We start from the raw sequence: 14,218 nt of genomic DNA, 5'->3' as shown, positions 1-14,218 counted from the left end.
GGATGGCCGTCACGACGGTGGCACTGGCGTTTGAACCTCCTGGGTGCCGGAGGGCAGCCTGGGGGGGGCGGGGCGGGGTCGGCCGGTGGGGACGTAGCGGAGGACGACGCCGGCCAGGAGGAAGGCGCCGCCGACGTAGGTGGGCCAGCCGGGGACCTCGCCGATGACGAGGACGACCCAGATGGGGTTGAGCACCGGCTCCAGCAGGGCGAGCAGGCTGGCCTCGGGGGCGGGGATGTCGCGGAGCCCTCGGGCGAAGAGGACGTAGGGGATCGCCATCTGAATGACGCCGAAGGCGAAGAGGACGACGGCCTGGGGGACGGCGGGGATCGGGATGGAGCCGGCGGAGGCGAGCAGCCAGAGCCCCAGCACGATCGAGCCGCCCAGGTTGTTGATCGCGCTGAGCCAGATGGGGTCGAGGCCGCGGAGGAAGCGCAGGCCGACGCCGACGATGGCGAATCCGAGGCCGCTGGCCAGGCCCATCGCGATCCCCAGCGCGTCGTTCGGCCCCCCTCCCCCGCCGAGCACGACGATGCACAGGATCCCCAGGCCGGCCACGGCGATGCCGAGCAGCGAGCGGCGGTCGGGGCGCTCTCGGAGGAGCAGCAGGCTCAGCGGCACGGCCCAGATCGGGGCGCTGTACTGGAGGAAGATGGCGTTGGCGGCGGTGGTGGCCTTGATCGCCCCGATGTAGAGGCCGGTCATCGCCCCGAAGCCGACGACCAGGGGGAGCATCGCGGGTCGGAACGCCCACTTCGAGGGGCGGACCAGCGGCAACAACGCCAGCCCGGCGAAGAGGCCGCGATAAAAGGCGATCGAGCCGCCGTCGAGGCCGGTGAGGGCCTTGGTGATCACGCCGCTGAGGCTCCAAAGCACGGCGGCGGCGATCACGCAGCGGCGGCCGAAGGCACGGTCGGAATGGGCCGAAGATTGGGCGGGCACGGGGCGAAGTCCCTGGGGGGGAATCGGGAGTCGAGCAGACTATCGTAGCGGAGCGGGGCCTGGGGGGGAGGGAGCTTGCGCGGAGGAGCCGACGAGAAGAAGAGCGGAGCAGAAGAGGAGCAAAAGGAGCGAACGAGCCGAGGGCAGGGGAGCGCAGACGCAGCGAAACGGCTCGGCGGTGATCGGGGGGATTGGTTGCCCAGGAGAGGGCTTCGGCTGTACAGTGGGTTGGGGGCAGCCGCGGCGCGGGATCAAGGGGTGGCCGTCGATGGATCTGATCGTCGTCGGGATCATCGTCCTGATCCTGTATGCGGCCGTGAGGCTGATCGGGGCGATTGGCTCGGGGCTGTCGGGGGCGAGATACCGGGCGTACCGGGCGCTGGCGAAGCGATACCGGGGCAGGTATGAACACCGGGGGCTGGTCGATCCTCCCACGGTGAGCTTCTGGCACAACGGGTCGAGCGTGCGCGTCGGCCTGGCGCCGGTGGTGCCGGGGCAGCCGTCGCCACCAAGGACGAGAGTGGTCGCGCGGTTCTCGAGCGGCTTGCCGTTCCGGTTCGAGCTGTTCCCGATCCAGCGCCCGTCCCCCAAACAGACGCCAAGAGGGACTCGGCTGGTTCGCACGGGGGACCCGGTCTTCGATCGCCAGTACGTGGTCCGGGCGAACGATCCGGAGATCGCCCGGGAGCTGCTGGAGCGGCCGGAGGCAAGGTCGGCGATCGAGAACCTCAGAAGGCTGGCGCCGCCGGCGGGGATGCTCGTGTCGACCAGCCCGGAGCGACTCCTGGTCCAGGTGGACCGGAACCTCGGAACGAGCGTCGCGGCGCTGGACGCCGCGGTGCGGGAGAGCCTGGTTCTGCACGACCTGCTCCGCCTCGGGGTGGCCGAGCGGATGGCCGAGGGGATCGCCATCGTCGAAGACCCCCCGGAGGCCGAGGCCGAGGCCGAGGCCGAGACCGGGCCGCCGATCTGCAAGGTCTGCAACGAACCAATCCTGCCGGGGGAGGACCGCGTGTCGTGCTCGTCCTGCCGGACACCCCACCACCGGGACTGCTGGAATTTCGTGGGGACATGCTCGATCTACGGCTGCCAGGGGAAGCGGTGTGTGCCATCGTGATTAGACGGATGCATGCTGGGAGGTTCGCGCCTCTTTTCCGGGGGAAGCGGGGTGGGTATGCTGAAGCGTCGACCCGAGGTGGTCTCGCTGGTGCCCGCCGCGACCAATTCCCCGCGGCCGAATCGGTGGCGGCGGCCCAATAATGGGGGCCGGGTCCCGAATCGGATGCTAGAGGAGGTACCCTGCCATGTCGTACGGCGGTCATGCGGATGCCAGCGGGATCCAGGTCACGTTTCTCGATCAGACCGGGGCCAAGTCGGTCAAGGCCGTGATCGCGTACAGCGTGCCGGTGAGCCGGATCCTGCCGAACATCATCACCAAGATGAACCTGCCCACCACCGGGCCCGACGGGCAGCCGCTGAGCTACTCGCTGGACCACAAGGAGGGGGGCCGTCGGCTGGCGGAGTCGCAGACGCTGGTCGAGGCGGGCGTGCAGAACGGCGACCACCTGATCGTCTACCCCGAGGTCGTCGCGGGCTGATCCCCCCCGACCGGCTCGCGGCCCGAGGCCGACCGAGGCGACGCGCGATGCTCCGCAAGACCTACGACTCGCCGCAGGCGCGCCGGCTCCGCTCCGACCGATCGGCGCTGGAGCGGCTGCGGGACGAGAGCACGATTTTCCGGTTCGGCGCCCAGGGCGACCCGCCCCAGCGCTACCTGATCGAGTTTCACGGCCGAAGCCTGGCCCGAGAGCGCGGCAAGGTCATCGAGTGGCAGACGCACCAGGTCGAGGTGAAGCTCGGGGCCTCGTACCCCCGCACGATGCCCGAGCTGCGCTGGCTCTCGCCGATCTTCCACCCGAACATCTCCGAGATCGGCCTGGTCTGCCTCGGCGGCTACAACACCCACTGGGTGCCGAGCTTGCAGCTCGACGAGCTGTGCGAGATGCTCTGGGACATGGCCCGGTTCCACAATTACGACCTCCGCTCCCCCTACAACCGCGAGGCGGCCCTCTGGGCGGCCAGCCAGGCGACGTTCGCCTTCCCGATGGACGACCGGCCGCTCCGAGACCTGCGGGCAGCCAAGGGGAGGGAGGCGGTGGTCTCGAGGCCCGAATCCTTCAACCGACGCTCGGGGATCTCCGAGCCGGCCTCACTCTCGGCCCCGTCTTTCCTCTCGGAAGAGGAACCGATCTTCATCCTTGACACCGATCTGATCGGGCCTTCCCAACAGGAGCGTGCCCGGCGGTCGGAGCCCCCTTCCCGGAGAGAGCCGCCACCGGAGGTAATGTTCCTCGACTGATCCTCCTGGGCAGGGAGCTGTCCTGAGGGAGGACCGAGCGTTCCCTTGTTCGGGCTGATGCTCCCTGTCGTCACTCGCCGTGATCCTCGGGAGGGAAGAGTACGGGCCTCTGGTCCGTTCGAACCGCACGGGTCGGGGGGCGTTGCAGGCCAGCTCGTTGAGCAGGCTGGCCGACCGGAGCGAGGACGCCTCCCACGGTCTCTCGGCTCAAGGGAATTCGCCGGGATTGCTCCCCCTGCCCGATGACTTCTGTCCCCACGCCGGGATCGAGCCCATGAGCCGTCTGCCAGACGAGGGGGACGATCTCCTCCGCATCGACGACGACGACCGCTACGGCCGCCTCCGCCTGATTCCCTGGTGGCGGCAAGACCGGCTTGAGGCGGCGAAGGTGCTGGTGGTGGGAGCGGGGGCCCTGGGGAACGAGGTGCTGAAGAACCTGGCGCTGCTGGGCGTCGGGACGGTGGTTGTGATCGACCTGGACGAGATCGAGGCGTCGAACCTCTCGCGATCGGTCCTCTTCCGATCCGGAGACGGCGGGAGGCCGAAGGCGGTCGTGGCCGCCGATCGGGCCCGGGAGCTGAACCCGGACGTCCGGGTGATCCCGGTGCACGGCGACGTGATCACCGACCTGGGGCTCGGGCTGTTCGCCGAGATGGACGTGGTCATCGGCTGCCTCGACAACCGGGAGGCTCGGCTCTGGGTCAACCGGCAGTGCTGGAAGGTGGGCACGCCGTGGGTGGACGCGGGGATCCAGGAGATCCAGGGGGTCGTCCGCGTGTTCGTGCCGCCGGACTCGGCGTGCTATGAGTGCGGAATGACGAGCCGGGATTATCAGTTGCTCAACCTCCGGTATTCCTGTCCCCTGCTCCGCCGCGAGGACATCCTCGCCGGCAAGGTGCCAACGGCACCGACCATTGCCTCGATGATGGCGGCGATGGAGGTGCAGGAAGCGCTGAAGCTGATCCACGGCATGCCGGTGCAGGCCGGCTGCCTGCACGTGTTCAACGGGGTGGCGAACACGTTCTACACGACGCGGCTGCCCCGCAAGGACGACTGCCTGAGCCACGAGACGTACCCGGAGCCCGAGGCCATCGCGCTGGGGCACGAGGCGACGGCGGAGGCGTTGTTCCACGTGGCACGCGCGTTCGTCTCGGGGCCGCTGTCGCTGGCGCTGGACCGGGACCTGGTCTCGGCGATCGATTGGCCGCAGCTCGGCCGTCGCGCGGAGGTCTTCCGGCCGAGGACTCGCGTCGCTCTGGCCGAGGCGACCGACCCGGAGACGGGGGAGGTCGGCCGGCCGGAGCTGGTTTCGACGGTGGACGAAGCAAGCACGCTAGCCGGGAGGAGTCTGGCCGAGCTGGGAGTGCCGCCGTACGATATCGTCCGCGTCGACGGGGCCGAGGGCCCGGCCTTCCTGTTGCTGGCGGGGGATCGGGAGCGGGTCCTGGGAGTTGGTCGGGGCGGGGTGGCTGATGGCTGACTCGGGGCAGAGGATCGGCCTCCTCGGAGGGGAGGAGGCCGAAGCGGAGGCGGTCCCGGCCATCGCGGTTGGGGAGCGGTCCTCTCGTCTCACTCATCAGGCATTGAGTTCGATTCCAGGTCGTCCGAGGCCCGATCCGAGCCGTCCGTGAGTACCGAGAGCGACGACATCCAGTTCGAGGAGGTCAGCTATCGCGAGCCGAAGCGGCTCAAGCGGCCGGACCGCGACCGGTCGTTCGCGAGCCTGGCCTACGGGACTCCGGGGCCGGAGGACCTGGCGATCTTCATCGAGCGGGAGACGGTGGACGCGATCGAGCGGCATGCGCTGAGCGACGTGTCGGTCGAGCTGGGGGGGATCCTCCTCGGCCGGGAGTGCGTGGACGAGGAGACGGGGAAGCCGTTCGTCTGGGTCAGCCAGGCGCTCGAGGCGAAGCACTACGAGAACACGCAGGCGAGCTTCACCTACACGCACGACTCGTGGCAGGAGATCACCCGGGAGCGGGACCGGCGGTTCCCGGACCTGGACATCGTGGGGTGGTACCACACGCACCCGGACTTCGGGATCTTCCTGTCCGGGCATGACGTGTTCATTCAGCAGCACTTCTTCGGCCAGCCGCTGCAGGTGGCGTATGTGGTCGATCCGATCCGCCAGACTCGGGGATTCTTCCAGTGGCGGGGGGACGCGCTGAGGCAGGTGGAGGGGTATTACCTCGTTGCCCCGAGGGAGCATCGGGTGGCTTTGGCCCGGACGGTGAACGAGCTGGAAGGGGTCCAGGACGCTGGGTTGGCGGGAGGGATCGGTGCCCTGTCACCGAGGCTGGAGGCGGAGCTGATCGCCATGTTGAACCGACCGCATGCCGTCTCGGCGTCGACGGACCGGGGCCAGTCGGCCGCCGTCTTCAGCCTCCTGGGGATGGTGCTGGGGGCCGTGGCGGTGGCCCTGACCCTCTGGATCGCCTCGCTCTCGGGGCAGCTTCGCGAGCAGTCTCGGACGCTGGCCTCGCTGAGGGAGGAGCTGGCCAGGGCGAATCGGGCCGAGGAGTCGTCCGAGGCGATCGAGCGGGTCCGGGCCAAGGAGCAGGCGCTCGACGCGCTGCTGCGCGAGGTTCGCCTGGGGGACTCGAACGAGCGGTTCCTCGAGATCTACAACCGGCTCCACGAGGAGCGCGACCGGGCGGTGGCCGAGGCCGCCCTGGTCGAGCAGGTGGGCCTGGATCTGATTGAGAAGCAGCGCCAGATCCAGGGGCTGGAGGAGGAGGTCGCCAGGAGGGACGAGGCGCTGAAGCAATTGGACGCGCTGAAGACTCGATCGGAGCGGCTGGAGTTGCAGAACGAGCTGCTGGTCCGTCGGTTGGAGGAGGCGGGCCAGCCGGTCGAGGGGAACGCGATCCAGGAGCCCGGCCCGCTGACCCGGAAGTATTCGATCGCCTGGTACGCGGCGGTGGCCGGCTGGGGAGTGGCGGTGCTGCTGGGCCTCGGGATCGTCGCCGTGGTGGCCCGGACGTTGCCGATGGCCTCCGACGTTTCCCCCTCCCCTCCCGACCGGGGGCACTCGCCCGAGGCGCCGCACCGGATCGAGTGACCCACCGACCGGGACGATCCCCGATCGCCGACCCTCGCCAACGGTTCGTTGGATGCGGCCTGGGACGCGAGGTCTGCTTCTGACGGAGCGGTCCGGTCCTTCCGGGGAGGGGGAGTGGGCGGTTTCCAGGGGTGTTCTCGATCGTTTCGGTCGTGAGGGTGTCGAGCTCCGCGGAGCGAGGCAGTTCTCGATCCTCTCGCGGTTCGGAGCCTCCTCCGGGCCCCCTCGCCTTCAGGAGCCCAATCGCTCCTCCCTGCCCCTGCCGGGACCGTCGGGAGGATGACGACGGCGCGCCCCAGGGGAGCGGGGGGTCGGTACCCCCTAGCCGATCCGCTCGAAGCTTGCAAAATAGTCGGATTGGCCCGATCGCCGCGGGGGTGCCGCGGGCTGGAGGTCGCTGGTCCGATCCGGGTCCCGGCGGGGGAGCCCGTCGCGTATGTCGTTCGACGCCTTGCGATGGTTCGTCAGCCGTCGGCCGGCGGTCGTCGTGCTGCTCTGGCTGGTGGCACTGGCGCTGGTGGTCCGACTGGCCCCCGACCTGACCCGGCTGGCCGCCGAGGGACAGGCGACGTTGCTGCCAGAGCGGTCGGAGAGCGCCATCGCCGCGCGGATCCTCGAAGCGAGCTTCCCGGAGCAGTGGTTCGATTCGGCCGCCGTTCTGGCGCTGCACGATCCCGGCGGGATCGACGAGAAGGACCGGGCGTTCGCCCGACGGCTGGCCGATCGGATCCGGTCGGAGGATCGCCCGGCCGCCATCTCGACGGTGATCGCCCCGGACGGCGACCCGGAGGTCGCCTCCCGGCTGCTGAGCGGGGACGGGACCCTCCTGCTGATGTTCGTGCCGATCAAGGAGGCATTCGTCAGCCCCGCGAGCCAGGAAGCGGTCGCCTGGCTGGAGGCCGAGGCGGTTCGCCTCGCGCCGGAGAAGCCCGAGGGACTGCACCTGTCCTGGAGCGGCTCGGCGGTGATCGGCCGGGACTACATGAGGAATGTCCAGCGGACCCTGGATCGGGCGGCCCTCGCCACGGTGTTCCTGCTGCTGGGGGTCCTGCTGGCGGTCTACCGATCGCTCTTCCTGGCGATGGTGCCCCTGGTGACGATCGGCGTCAGCCTGCTGATCGCCCGAGGGTTGCTGGCCTGGGCCGCGGAGCTGGGCTGGCAACTGTCGTCGCTGGTGGAGCTGTTCCTGGTCGTCCTGCTCTTCGGCACGGGAACGGACTTCTGTCTGCTGCTCTCCTGGCGGTTCGGAGAGAACTGGAACTCCTCGAACCCGAGGGGGGCGATCCGGACAACGCTGGGGAGAGTGGCGCAGGCGCTGGTGACCAGCGCCTTCACGACGATCATCGGCCTGTCGCTGATGGGGACGACCCGGTTCAAGCTGTTCTCGAGCACCGGCCCGAGCGTGGCGTTCGGCCTGGTGATCACGGTGGCGGCGGCACTGACGCTGACCCCAGCCCTCCTGCTCTTCCTGGCCCGGTGGCGGCCGAAGGCGTTCACGGGCCTGACCCGGCCGCCGTCGGGGAACTGGGATCGCCTGGGCCGGGCGATTCTGAGAAGGCCTTGGCTGGCCTGGTCGCTGACCTTGCTGGTGATGCTGCCGGCGGCGGTACTCGGAATCCGACTGACGGCCGAGAACGCGTTCATTCAGGACACGGTCGCCGAGATGCCGCCGACGACGCCGTCGGTCGCTGGGCTGGAGCTGATCGCCGAGAAGTTCGGCCTGGGGGCGACCGCTCCGCTGGCGGTCCTGCTGGAGGCCGGCCCCGGCGACCCGGACTTCCGGAGCTCCGTCGGGCTGGCGACGATCGACGAGATCAGCCGGCTGTTGAGCCACCAAAGGACGCTGACGGAAGTTCGCTCGGCCACGCAGCCGATGGGCTCGACGGCGCCGTTCGAGCCGGCCCGGTTGTCGTCTCGGCTTCGGGCGGTGAGCGAGGGGTTCGAGCGGCTGGTCGAGGGGGCGAGGGAGCTGAAGGAGGGCTTGAACCAGGGGGCGGCCCGGATCCGAGGGGCGATGCTGTTGGGGGAGCTGGCCGGCGCGGACGTTCTGGGGGAAGGGGCGCCGGCGGCTCCCTCCCCTGCCCCGGAGCCGGAGGAGCCGAGCGCTCCGACTCCCGGGGAGTCGGACCCGGTGACCTCAGGACTGCGGCGGGCAACCGCGGCGATGCTCGGCCAGTTTGGCGGAGTGGAGCTGCCGAGTGTTCGGAACCCGATCGCCCCGGTCGAGGGGGATGGGCCGGTCGCTCAGTTGCTCCGGGAGCTGGGCCGGGCGGCCGAGGGGGCGGACCAGATCGCCGAGGGAGCATCTCAGGCCCGGGTCGAGATCGCCAACATCCTGGACGATCCGGTCGGCCGTCGGGCGCTGGACCGCTTGCTGATCAACGAGAAGACGATCGAGGAAAACCCCGAACTGCTCCGCAGTTTTGAGGCATACATCGACTCGGACGGCCGGATCGCCCGGATCGATGCCGTGCAGACCGCCCGGCCGTTCTCGCCCGAGGCGCTGGACCAGGTCGAGACGATCCGGAGACGCCTGGGAGATTATCTCGACGAGTACGACGAGCAGGACCCGATGCACCCGAGGGCGATGGTCGCCGGCACCAATGCCGAGGGGGCGGACATCCGGGCCCTGACCCGGCGCGACCAGTACCAGACCTGGGTGATTGTCCCGCTGGGGGTCTTCCTCGTGCTGGTGGGGATGCTCCGGGCTCCCTTGGCCTGCATGAACCTGGTGGCGACCATGCTGCTGACCTACGCCTTCGCCCTGGGGGTGACGCACGTCGTCTTCGTCTGGGGGATGGGGGCGGAGGGGATCGACTGGAAGGTACCGTACTTCCTGTTCGTGCTGCTGGTGGCGGTGGGGGTGGACTACAACGTCTTCCTGATGTCCCGGCTTCAGGAGGAGGTCAAGGCGCTGGGGCTCCGGGCGGGGATCACCCGGGCGATCGGGCAGACCGGGGGCCTGATCACCTCGGCGGCGGCGATCACGGCCTGCAGCTTCGCGGCGATGATGTTCAGCCCGCTGTCGTCGCTTCGGCAGCTGGGCTTCTCGCTGGTTGTGGGGATTGTGACCGATGCGGCCCTGGTCCGGCCGGTGCTGGTGCCCTGCGGGCAGTGGCTGCTGAGCCGGGGCAGAGAGCGGAGGAGGCAGCAGGCGCTCACCCGAGCGAACGCGCCGGGGGCGCCGCTGCCTCAGGCGAAGGAGACGATCCTGGGCTGAGCGGGGAACGGCGATGGCCTGATGCGGGAGGGTCGATCGCGGCCGATCGCGGGAGTCTCCGCCGCGTTGGGGAGGGAGGTCCGGCATCGGCGATCGGTCGGCATCTGGCCGCGATGGGGAGCAAGGAGTCAGCCCCCTCGGCCGAGGTAGTCGCCGGTCCGGGTGTCGACGCGGACGACGACGCCGGGGTCGAGGTGCTCGGGGACCTGGACGACGTGGCCGGTGGAGAGGGTGGCGGGCTTGGTCCGGCCGGTGGCGGAGTTGCCGCGGACGCCGGGGTTGGTGTCGACGATGGGGAGCTCGACGACGTCGGGGATCTCGATGCCGATGGGCTGATCATCGACGACGAGGGCCTCGACCCCTTCCATGTTCTCGGTCATGAAGGGGGACTGATCGTCCAGGCTCTCGGCGGGCAGGGAGAACTGCTCGAAGGACTGGGAGTCCATGAAGTGGAACAGCTCCTCGTCCCGGTAGAGATACTGGATCGGCCGGCGTTCGAAGCTGGACTCGGGGAGGGAATCGGTACCCTTGAAGGTCCGGTCGACACGCTGTCGGGTCTTGAGATTGCGGGCGCGGACCTTGTAGAGGGTGGCGGCCCCTCGGGCGGAAGGGGTCTGAACGACGATCTGCTCGATCAGGTGGGGATCGCCGTCGAGTTCGACGACCATCCGCTTCTTGAAATCCTTGGCGGGGATCACGGCGGCGACGCTCCGGCCTCGGCGTCCCCGGCGGCGAGAGGACTCCGGCCCGGCCGGCCCGATCCGGCCCGGGCGGCCGGGACGCCCGAACATCGTAGCGACGGGAAGTCTCGGCGGTAAACCCCTGCTCGAACGACTCATTGACTTCCGGCCGCGGGCGGGATAGCCTCCAGTTCGTCCCCCCGCGCGAGACGGCTTCCATGCCCCAATCCGATCCCCCCGAAGACGACCTGCTGGAGCTCTGCCAGCGGGCGATCGGCTATCGTTTCGCCGACCCCGCCCTGCTCCGCTCCGCGTTGACGCACGCCTCGGGGGCCGACCATCGGCTCGCCTCCAACGAACGGCTGGAGTTCCTGGGCGATGCCGTGCTCGGCCTAATCGTCTGCGACCTGCTCTATCGCGGCCTCCCCGAGTCGCTCGAAGGGGAGCTGACCCGGATCAAGTCCGTGGTCGTCTCTCGCCAGAGCTGCGCCGAGTATTCCAGGAAGCTGGGATTCGAGGCGTTCCTGACCCTGGGCAAGGGGATGTCCGGCTTCGGGCCGACCCCCTCTTCGGTCCTGGCGGACGTCTTCGAGAGCGTGCTCGGGGCCCTTTATCTGGACGGAGGGATGGAGACGGCTCGGAGGTTTCTGGAGCCGATCGTGAATCCCGAGATCGCCGCGGCGGTCGAGAACCAGGCGGGGACGAACCACAAGAGCACGTTCCAGCAGGTGGCCCAGCGCGAGTTCGGCGCGACGCCGACCTACCGCCTGCTCGACGAGCAAGGCCCCGACCATTCGAAGTGCTTCAAGATCGCGGCGCAGGTCGGGCCGCACAAGTTCCCTCCGGCCTGGGGCCGGAACAAGAAGGAGGCCGAGCAGCGTGCCGCGCTGAATGCGCTTTGCCAGATCGCGGGAGATCCGATCCCGTTTGCCTCGGGTTAGCCCGGGCGCTCAGACTCGGGCGATCCCCTTGCGGCGAGGTCCGGGTGCGCCTAGGATGACAGCTTGGCGTCTCGACCGGGACCCCCCCCCGTCGCTCCCGGCAACGATGCCGGCCTGTCAGAGAGCTCCGCGATGGTCCCCGACCTCGGCCTCGGGCCGGAGATCTGGCTGCTGCTGACGCTGCTGATGAGCGTCTCGATCTTCGTCTCGTTCCGGAGGCCGTGGAGCCTGCGGAACCTGGACCTGCTGCTGCTGTTCGTGCTCGCGCCCGGGATCATGGCCCTGGTCGGCGGCGAGGGGGAGACGACCATCGTCCCCTTTCTTTGGCTGTTCGTCGGGACCGGGCTCTGGCTGTTGCGGTGCCTGGTCGACCTGGGGCTGCCGAGGAGGCCGGTCCTGGAACCGAACCTCAACGCTCCCGGGCTGACGTGTCTTTCGGCGGGGATGATCGCCCTGCTGGTGGCGGAGACGATCAGCCTGCCGATTCGGGTCGGGGAGGCGCGCAATCCGGCGGCGTCGGACGATCGCCCGTCCGACGCGCACGAGGCTGTCGGCGCCGTCTCTCGGGTGCCGGGAGACGGCACGGTGGGACCCCTGCCGGTGCCGACCCGACCGGGGGTGGTGCGCTGGCGGTCGACACAGATCATCCTTTCCCGGGTGCTGGCCGGGGTGGCCCACGTCGGGGTGGTTGTGGGCCTGATCCTGCTCGGACGGGGCCATTTCAAGAGGCCGATCGCGGGGCTGTCGGCCGCGGCGCTCTATCTGGTGCTGCCCTACTCCCGGATCGAGGTGGTGGACAGCGGGCAACTGGTGCCGGCGGCCCTGATCGTGGGGGCATTGCTCTGGTACGAGCGGCCCGTGCGGGCGGGGCTGGCGATCGGGCTGGCGGCCGGCTGGATGCCGGCGGGCATTGGCCTGCTGCCGCTGTGGTTCGGCTTCTACCGGGGGAGGCAGGCCTGGGGGTTCGGGGGGGCCAGCCTGTCGGTGCTCGGACTCTGCGTCGGGGCCGGAAGGGCGTTCCCTCCCCTGAGCCGATGGGCCGAGGCGATGGGGGCGCGGGGGCTGGCCGAGGCCGGGCTCTTGCCCGGCCTGGAGCCCACCACCACGGCCGGCCTCTGGTCCGGGATCGACCCGGCGTATCGGCTACCGGTGCTGATCGCGTACCTGGCGCTGGTGCTGGTGGTTTCGATCTGGCCGCTCCGCAAGAACCTGGGAGAGCTGATCGCGCTGTCGGCGGCGGTCCTGCTGGCGAGCCAGTTCTGGTACCTGGAGAAGGGCGGGACGATGGTCCTGCTCTACCTTCCCCTGCTGCTGCTGATGATGTTCCGTCCGAACCTCTCCTCGAAGCGGGCGCCGAGAGCGGATCGGAGCCGAGAGAGCGAGACGCTCCCCGCGCTTCGAGCGTGATCGCGGTTCCACGTGGAACGAGGACGCCGAGGGTCGGAGGGCCGGTGGCCGGACCGACCGAAGGCTCGGAATCGGGGCGACCAGATTCGAACTGGTGACCTCCTGCTCCCAAGGCAGGCGCGCTAACCAGGCTGCGCTACGCCCCGCGCTGCATTCGCATCCTAGGGGGGCCCGGGATCTCCGGTCAAGCCCGAGTCGGTGGGACGCAGCGCGCGGCGGGCGGTGATCCCGGATGTCGGGGGAGTCGGACGAGGGCAGAGACGGGGACTCGGGGGGGAGTCGACCCCGGTTCTGCCGCCCCTCGACGCGGGGGTCGTCACGCCCCCGGCCGCTCCGAGCTTCGCGGACTTCGCGATCCGAGCCCTCGGGATCAGTGGGCCAGGCGGGCCACCCGGTCGAGCAGGCGGTCGCCGTCAACGGGCTTGCTCAGGACGTCGTCGAAGGTGCCCAGCAGCTCCGTTCGAGTGTCGTCGTCGAGCGGCTGGGCGGTGATCAGGATGAGGGAGAGCTTGGGGAACCGGGAACGGAGCAACCGCCCCAGCCCCCTGCCGTCGAGGCCGGGCATGCAGAGGTCGGTGATCACGAGGACGGGGCGGAGACTGACGCACAGCTCGAGCGCTTCGTCTCCCGATCCGACATCGACGCAGCAGTGGCCGGCGCTGTCGAGCAGACGGGCCAGGGTCGTACGCCCAGTCGAGTCGTCGTCGACGAGCAGGACGAAGGGGGGACGCTCCCGGAGTGTCGCGGGAAGGTCGCCATCGGTCGGGGTGAGCAGCGTCAACATCGGAGGCCTCGATCGTCAGGGAGGGTCAGGAAGACGGCCAGCTCAATTCGATGGCGGAAGACTCGTCAAGGAGGGCGAGCGATCCTCGGTGGGCGCGCATCACCCGGGCGAGCAGCGGCAGGGCCAGGCTCTCGACCTCACCGTCGGGCCGAGCGAGCCAGGCCTCGGCCTCAAAGCGAAGGACGATGCGGTCGGAATCGCGTCCCCAGCAGAGGCGGAGGGAGGCCTCCTCGGGTGCACAATGGGCCCAGGCGGCGACCAGTCCGTCGAGCCCCTGGCCGAGTCGGATCCAGTCGAAGGTGACGGGAAGGGGCTCGTCGGTCCCCTCGGCGACGAGCCGGATGGGCCGGGGTGCGAGGAGCTGCCTCCAGGAGGGGAGCCGATCCCGGAGCCAGTCGCCCAGGTCGCCGGGGGAAGGAACCGGGGTGAGCGGGGTACAGAACTGCTGGAGCTGGTCGATGAGCCCCTCGATCGACCGGGATGCGGCCTCGGCCCGGTCCCAGTCGAGGAGGCCGCCCCCGCCCGAGAGCCTCCGAGCGAGGTACAGGCTCAGCTTCATGGAGTTGAGCCGGTTGCGCAGCCGGTGGCAGTAGCGATCCAGCAGGGAGTGGATCACCGCGACCTGTTCCGGCTCGTCGACGCATCGCAGCAGCGCGCCGGCCAATCCGTCGACCTGCCCGGCTGTACCCATCATCCCTCCGAGGTGTCTCGCAGTCCGTCGCAGCTCCCCGGCCCGAGACGTCTGCCGTCCGAGATCGGGGACCTGGGGCACGGTCCAAAGCAACCGGGGTGCCAGAGCGCCGGGAGCGAAGCCCCGCGCTCCC

General features: G+C 69.8%; 12 protein-coding genes and 1 tRNA gene. 8 read left to right on the top strand and 5 right to left on the bottom strand.

The annotated features are described in order from the left end of the window. Window positions 1-9: 9 nt before the first annotated feature. Entirely contained in the window at window positions 10-942 is a 933-nt protein-coding gene (locus TsocGM_RS04105; RefSeq protein WP_126724040.1) for a DMT family transporter, read from the bottom strand. A gap of 268 nt (window positions 943-1,210) precedes the next feature. On the opposite strand from TsocGM_RS04105, the gene TsocGM_RS04100 reads away from it, so the two are divergent. From TsocGM_RS04100 to TsocGM_RS04075, 6 genes are all read left to right on the top strand, one after another. Beyond that, the gene (locus TsocGM_RS04100) at window positions 1,211-2,059 is read left to right on the top strand and encodes an RING finger protein (protein ID WP_126724039.1); all 849 of its coding nucleotides are present in this window, start codon (window positions 1,211-1,213) and stop codon (window positions 2,057-2,059) included. A 187-nt stretch (window positions 2,060-2,246) separates the two neighbouring features. Beyond that, entirely contained in the window at window positions 2,247-2,540 is a 294-nt protein-coding gene (locus TsocGM_RS04095; protein ID WP_126724038.1) for an EsaB/YukD family protein, read from the top strand. Between the two features lie 47 nt (window positions 2,541-2,587). Beyond that, window positions 2,588-3,301: a ubiquitin-conjugating enzyme E2 gene (locus tag TsocGM_RS04090; RefSeq protein WP_233578268.1), complete on the top strand. Its 714-nt coding sequence runs from the start codon at window positions 2,588-2,590 to the stop codon at window positions 3,299-3,301. A gap of 274 nt (window positions 3,302-3,575) precedes the next feature. After that, window positions 3,576-4,781, top strand: a complete 1,206-nt coding sequence (locus TsocGM_RS04085) for a HesA/MoeB/ThiF family protein (protein WP_126724037.1) — start codon at window positions 3,576-3,578, stop codon at window positions 4,779-4,781. A 147-nt stretch (window positions 4,782-4,928) separates the two neighbouring features. Beyond that, window positions 4,929-6,362, top strand: a complete 1,434-nt coding sequence (locus TsocGM_RS04080; RefSeq protein WP_126724036.1) for a Mov34/MPN/PAD-1 family protein — start codon at window positions 4,929-4,931, stop codon at window positions 6,360-6,362. Between the two features lie 436 nt (window positions 6,363-6,798). Next, complete coding sequence (locus tag TsocGM_RS04075; RefSeq protein ID WP_126724035.1) at window positions 6,799-9,582, top strand: MMPL family transporter; 2,784 nt, start codon at window positions 6,799-6,801, stop codon at window positions 9,580-9,582. 128 nt (window positions 9,583-9,710) lie between these two features. Here TsocGM_RS04075 and TsocGM_RS04070 read toward each other — a convergent pair whose 3' ends face one another. After that, window positions 9,711-10,280 (bottom strand): elongation factor P, encoded by a 570-nt coding sequence (locus TsocGM_RS04070; protein WP_126724034.1) that lies wholly within the window; start codon window positions 10,278-10,280, stop codon window positions 9,711-9,713. 200 nt (window positions 10,281-10,480) lie between these two features. On the opposite strand from TsocGM_RS04070, the gene rnc reads away from it, so the two are divergent. Together rnc and TsocGM_RS04060 are read left to right on the top strand one after the other, a co-directional pair. Beyond that, complete coding sequence (rnc, locus tag TsocGM_RS04065) at window positions 10,481-11,203, top strand: ribonuclease III (RefSeq protein ID WP_126724033.1); 723 nt, start codon at window positions 10,481-10,483, stop codon at window positions 11,201-11,203. 132 nt (window positions 11,204-11,335) lie between these two features. After that, complete coding sequence (locus tag TsocGM_RS04060) at window positions 11,336-12,610, top strand: hypothetical protein (protein ID WP_126724032.1); 1,275 nt, start codon at window positions 11,336-11,338, stop codon at window positions 12,608-12,610. A gap of 71 nt (window positions 12,611-12,681) precedes the next feature. Here the strand turns inward: TsocGM_RS04060 and TsocGM_RS04055 are convergent. From TsocGM_RS04055 to TsocGM_RS04045, 3 genes are all read right to left on the bottom strand, one after another. Next, window positions 12,682-12,756, bottom strand: a tRNA-Pro gene (locus TsocGM_RS04055). A gap of 224 nt (window positions 12,757-12,980) precedes the next feature. Next, window positions 12,981-13,394: a response regulator gene (locus tag TsocGM_RS04050; protein WP_126724031.1), complete on the bottom strand. Its 414-nt coding sequence runs from the start codon at window positions 13,392-13,394 to the stop codon at window positions 12,981-12,983. Window positions 13,395-13,419: 25 nt separating this feature from the next. Further along, complete coding sequence (locus TsocGM_RS04045; RefSeq protein ID WP_126724030.1) at window positions 13,420-14,088, bottom strand: ATP-binding protein; 669 nt, start codon at window positions 14,086-14,088, stop codon at window positions 13,420-13,422. Window positions 14,089-14,218 lie beyond the last annotated feature (130 nt).

The organism is Tautonia sociabilis, from assembly GCF_003977685.1.
GTDB lineage: Bacteria > Planctomycetota > Planctomycetia > Isosphaerales > Isosphaeraceae > Tautonia > Tautonia sociabilis.
The sequence above is the reverse complement of the archived record's forward strand: the minus strand, read 5'-3'. Positions and strand labels throughout refer to the sequence as shown.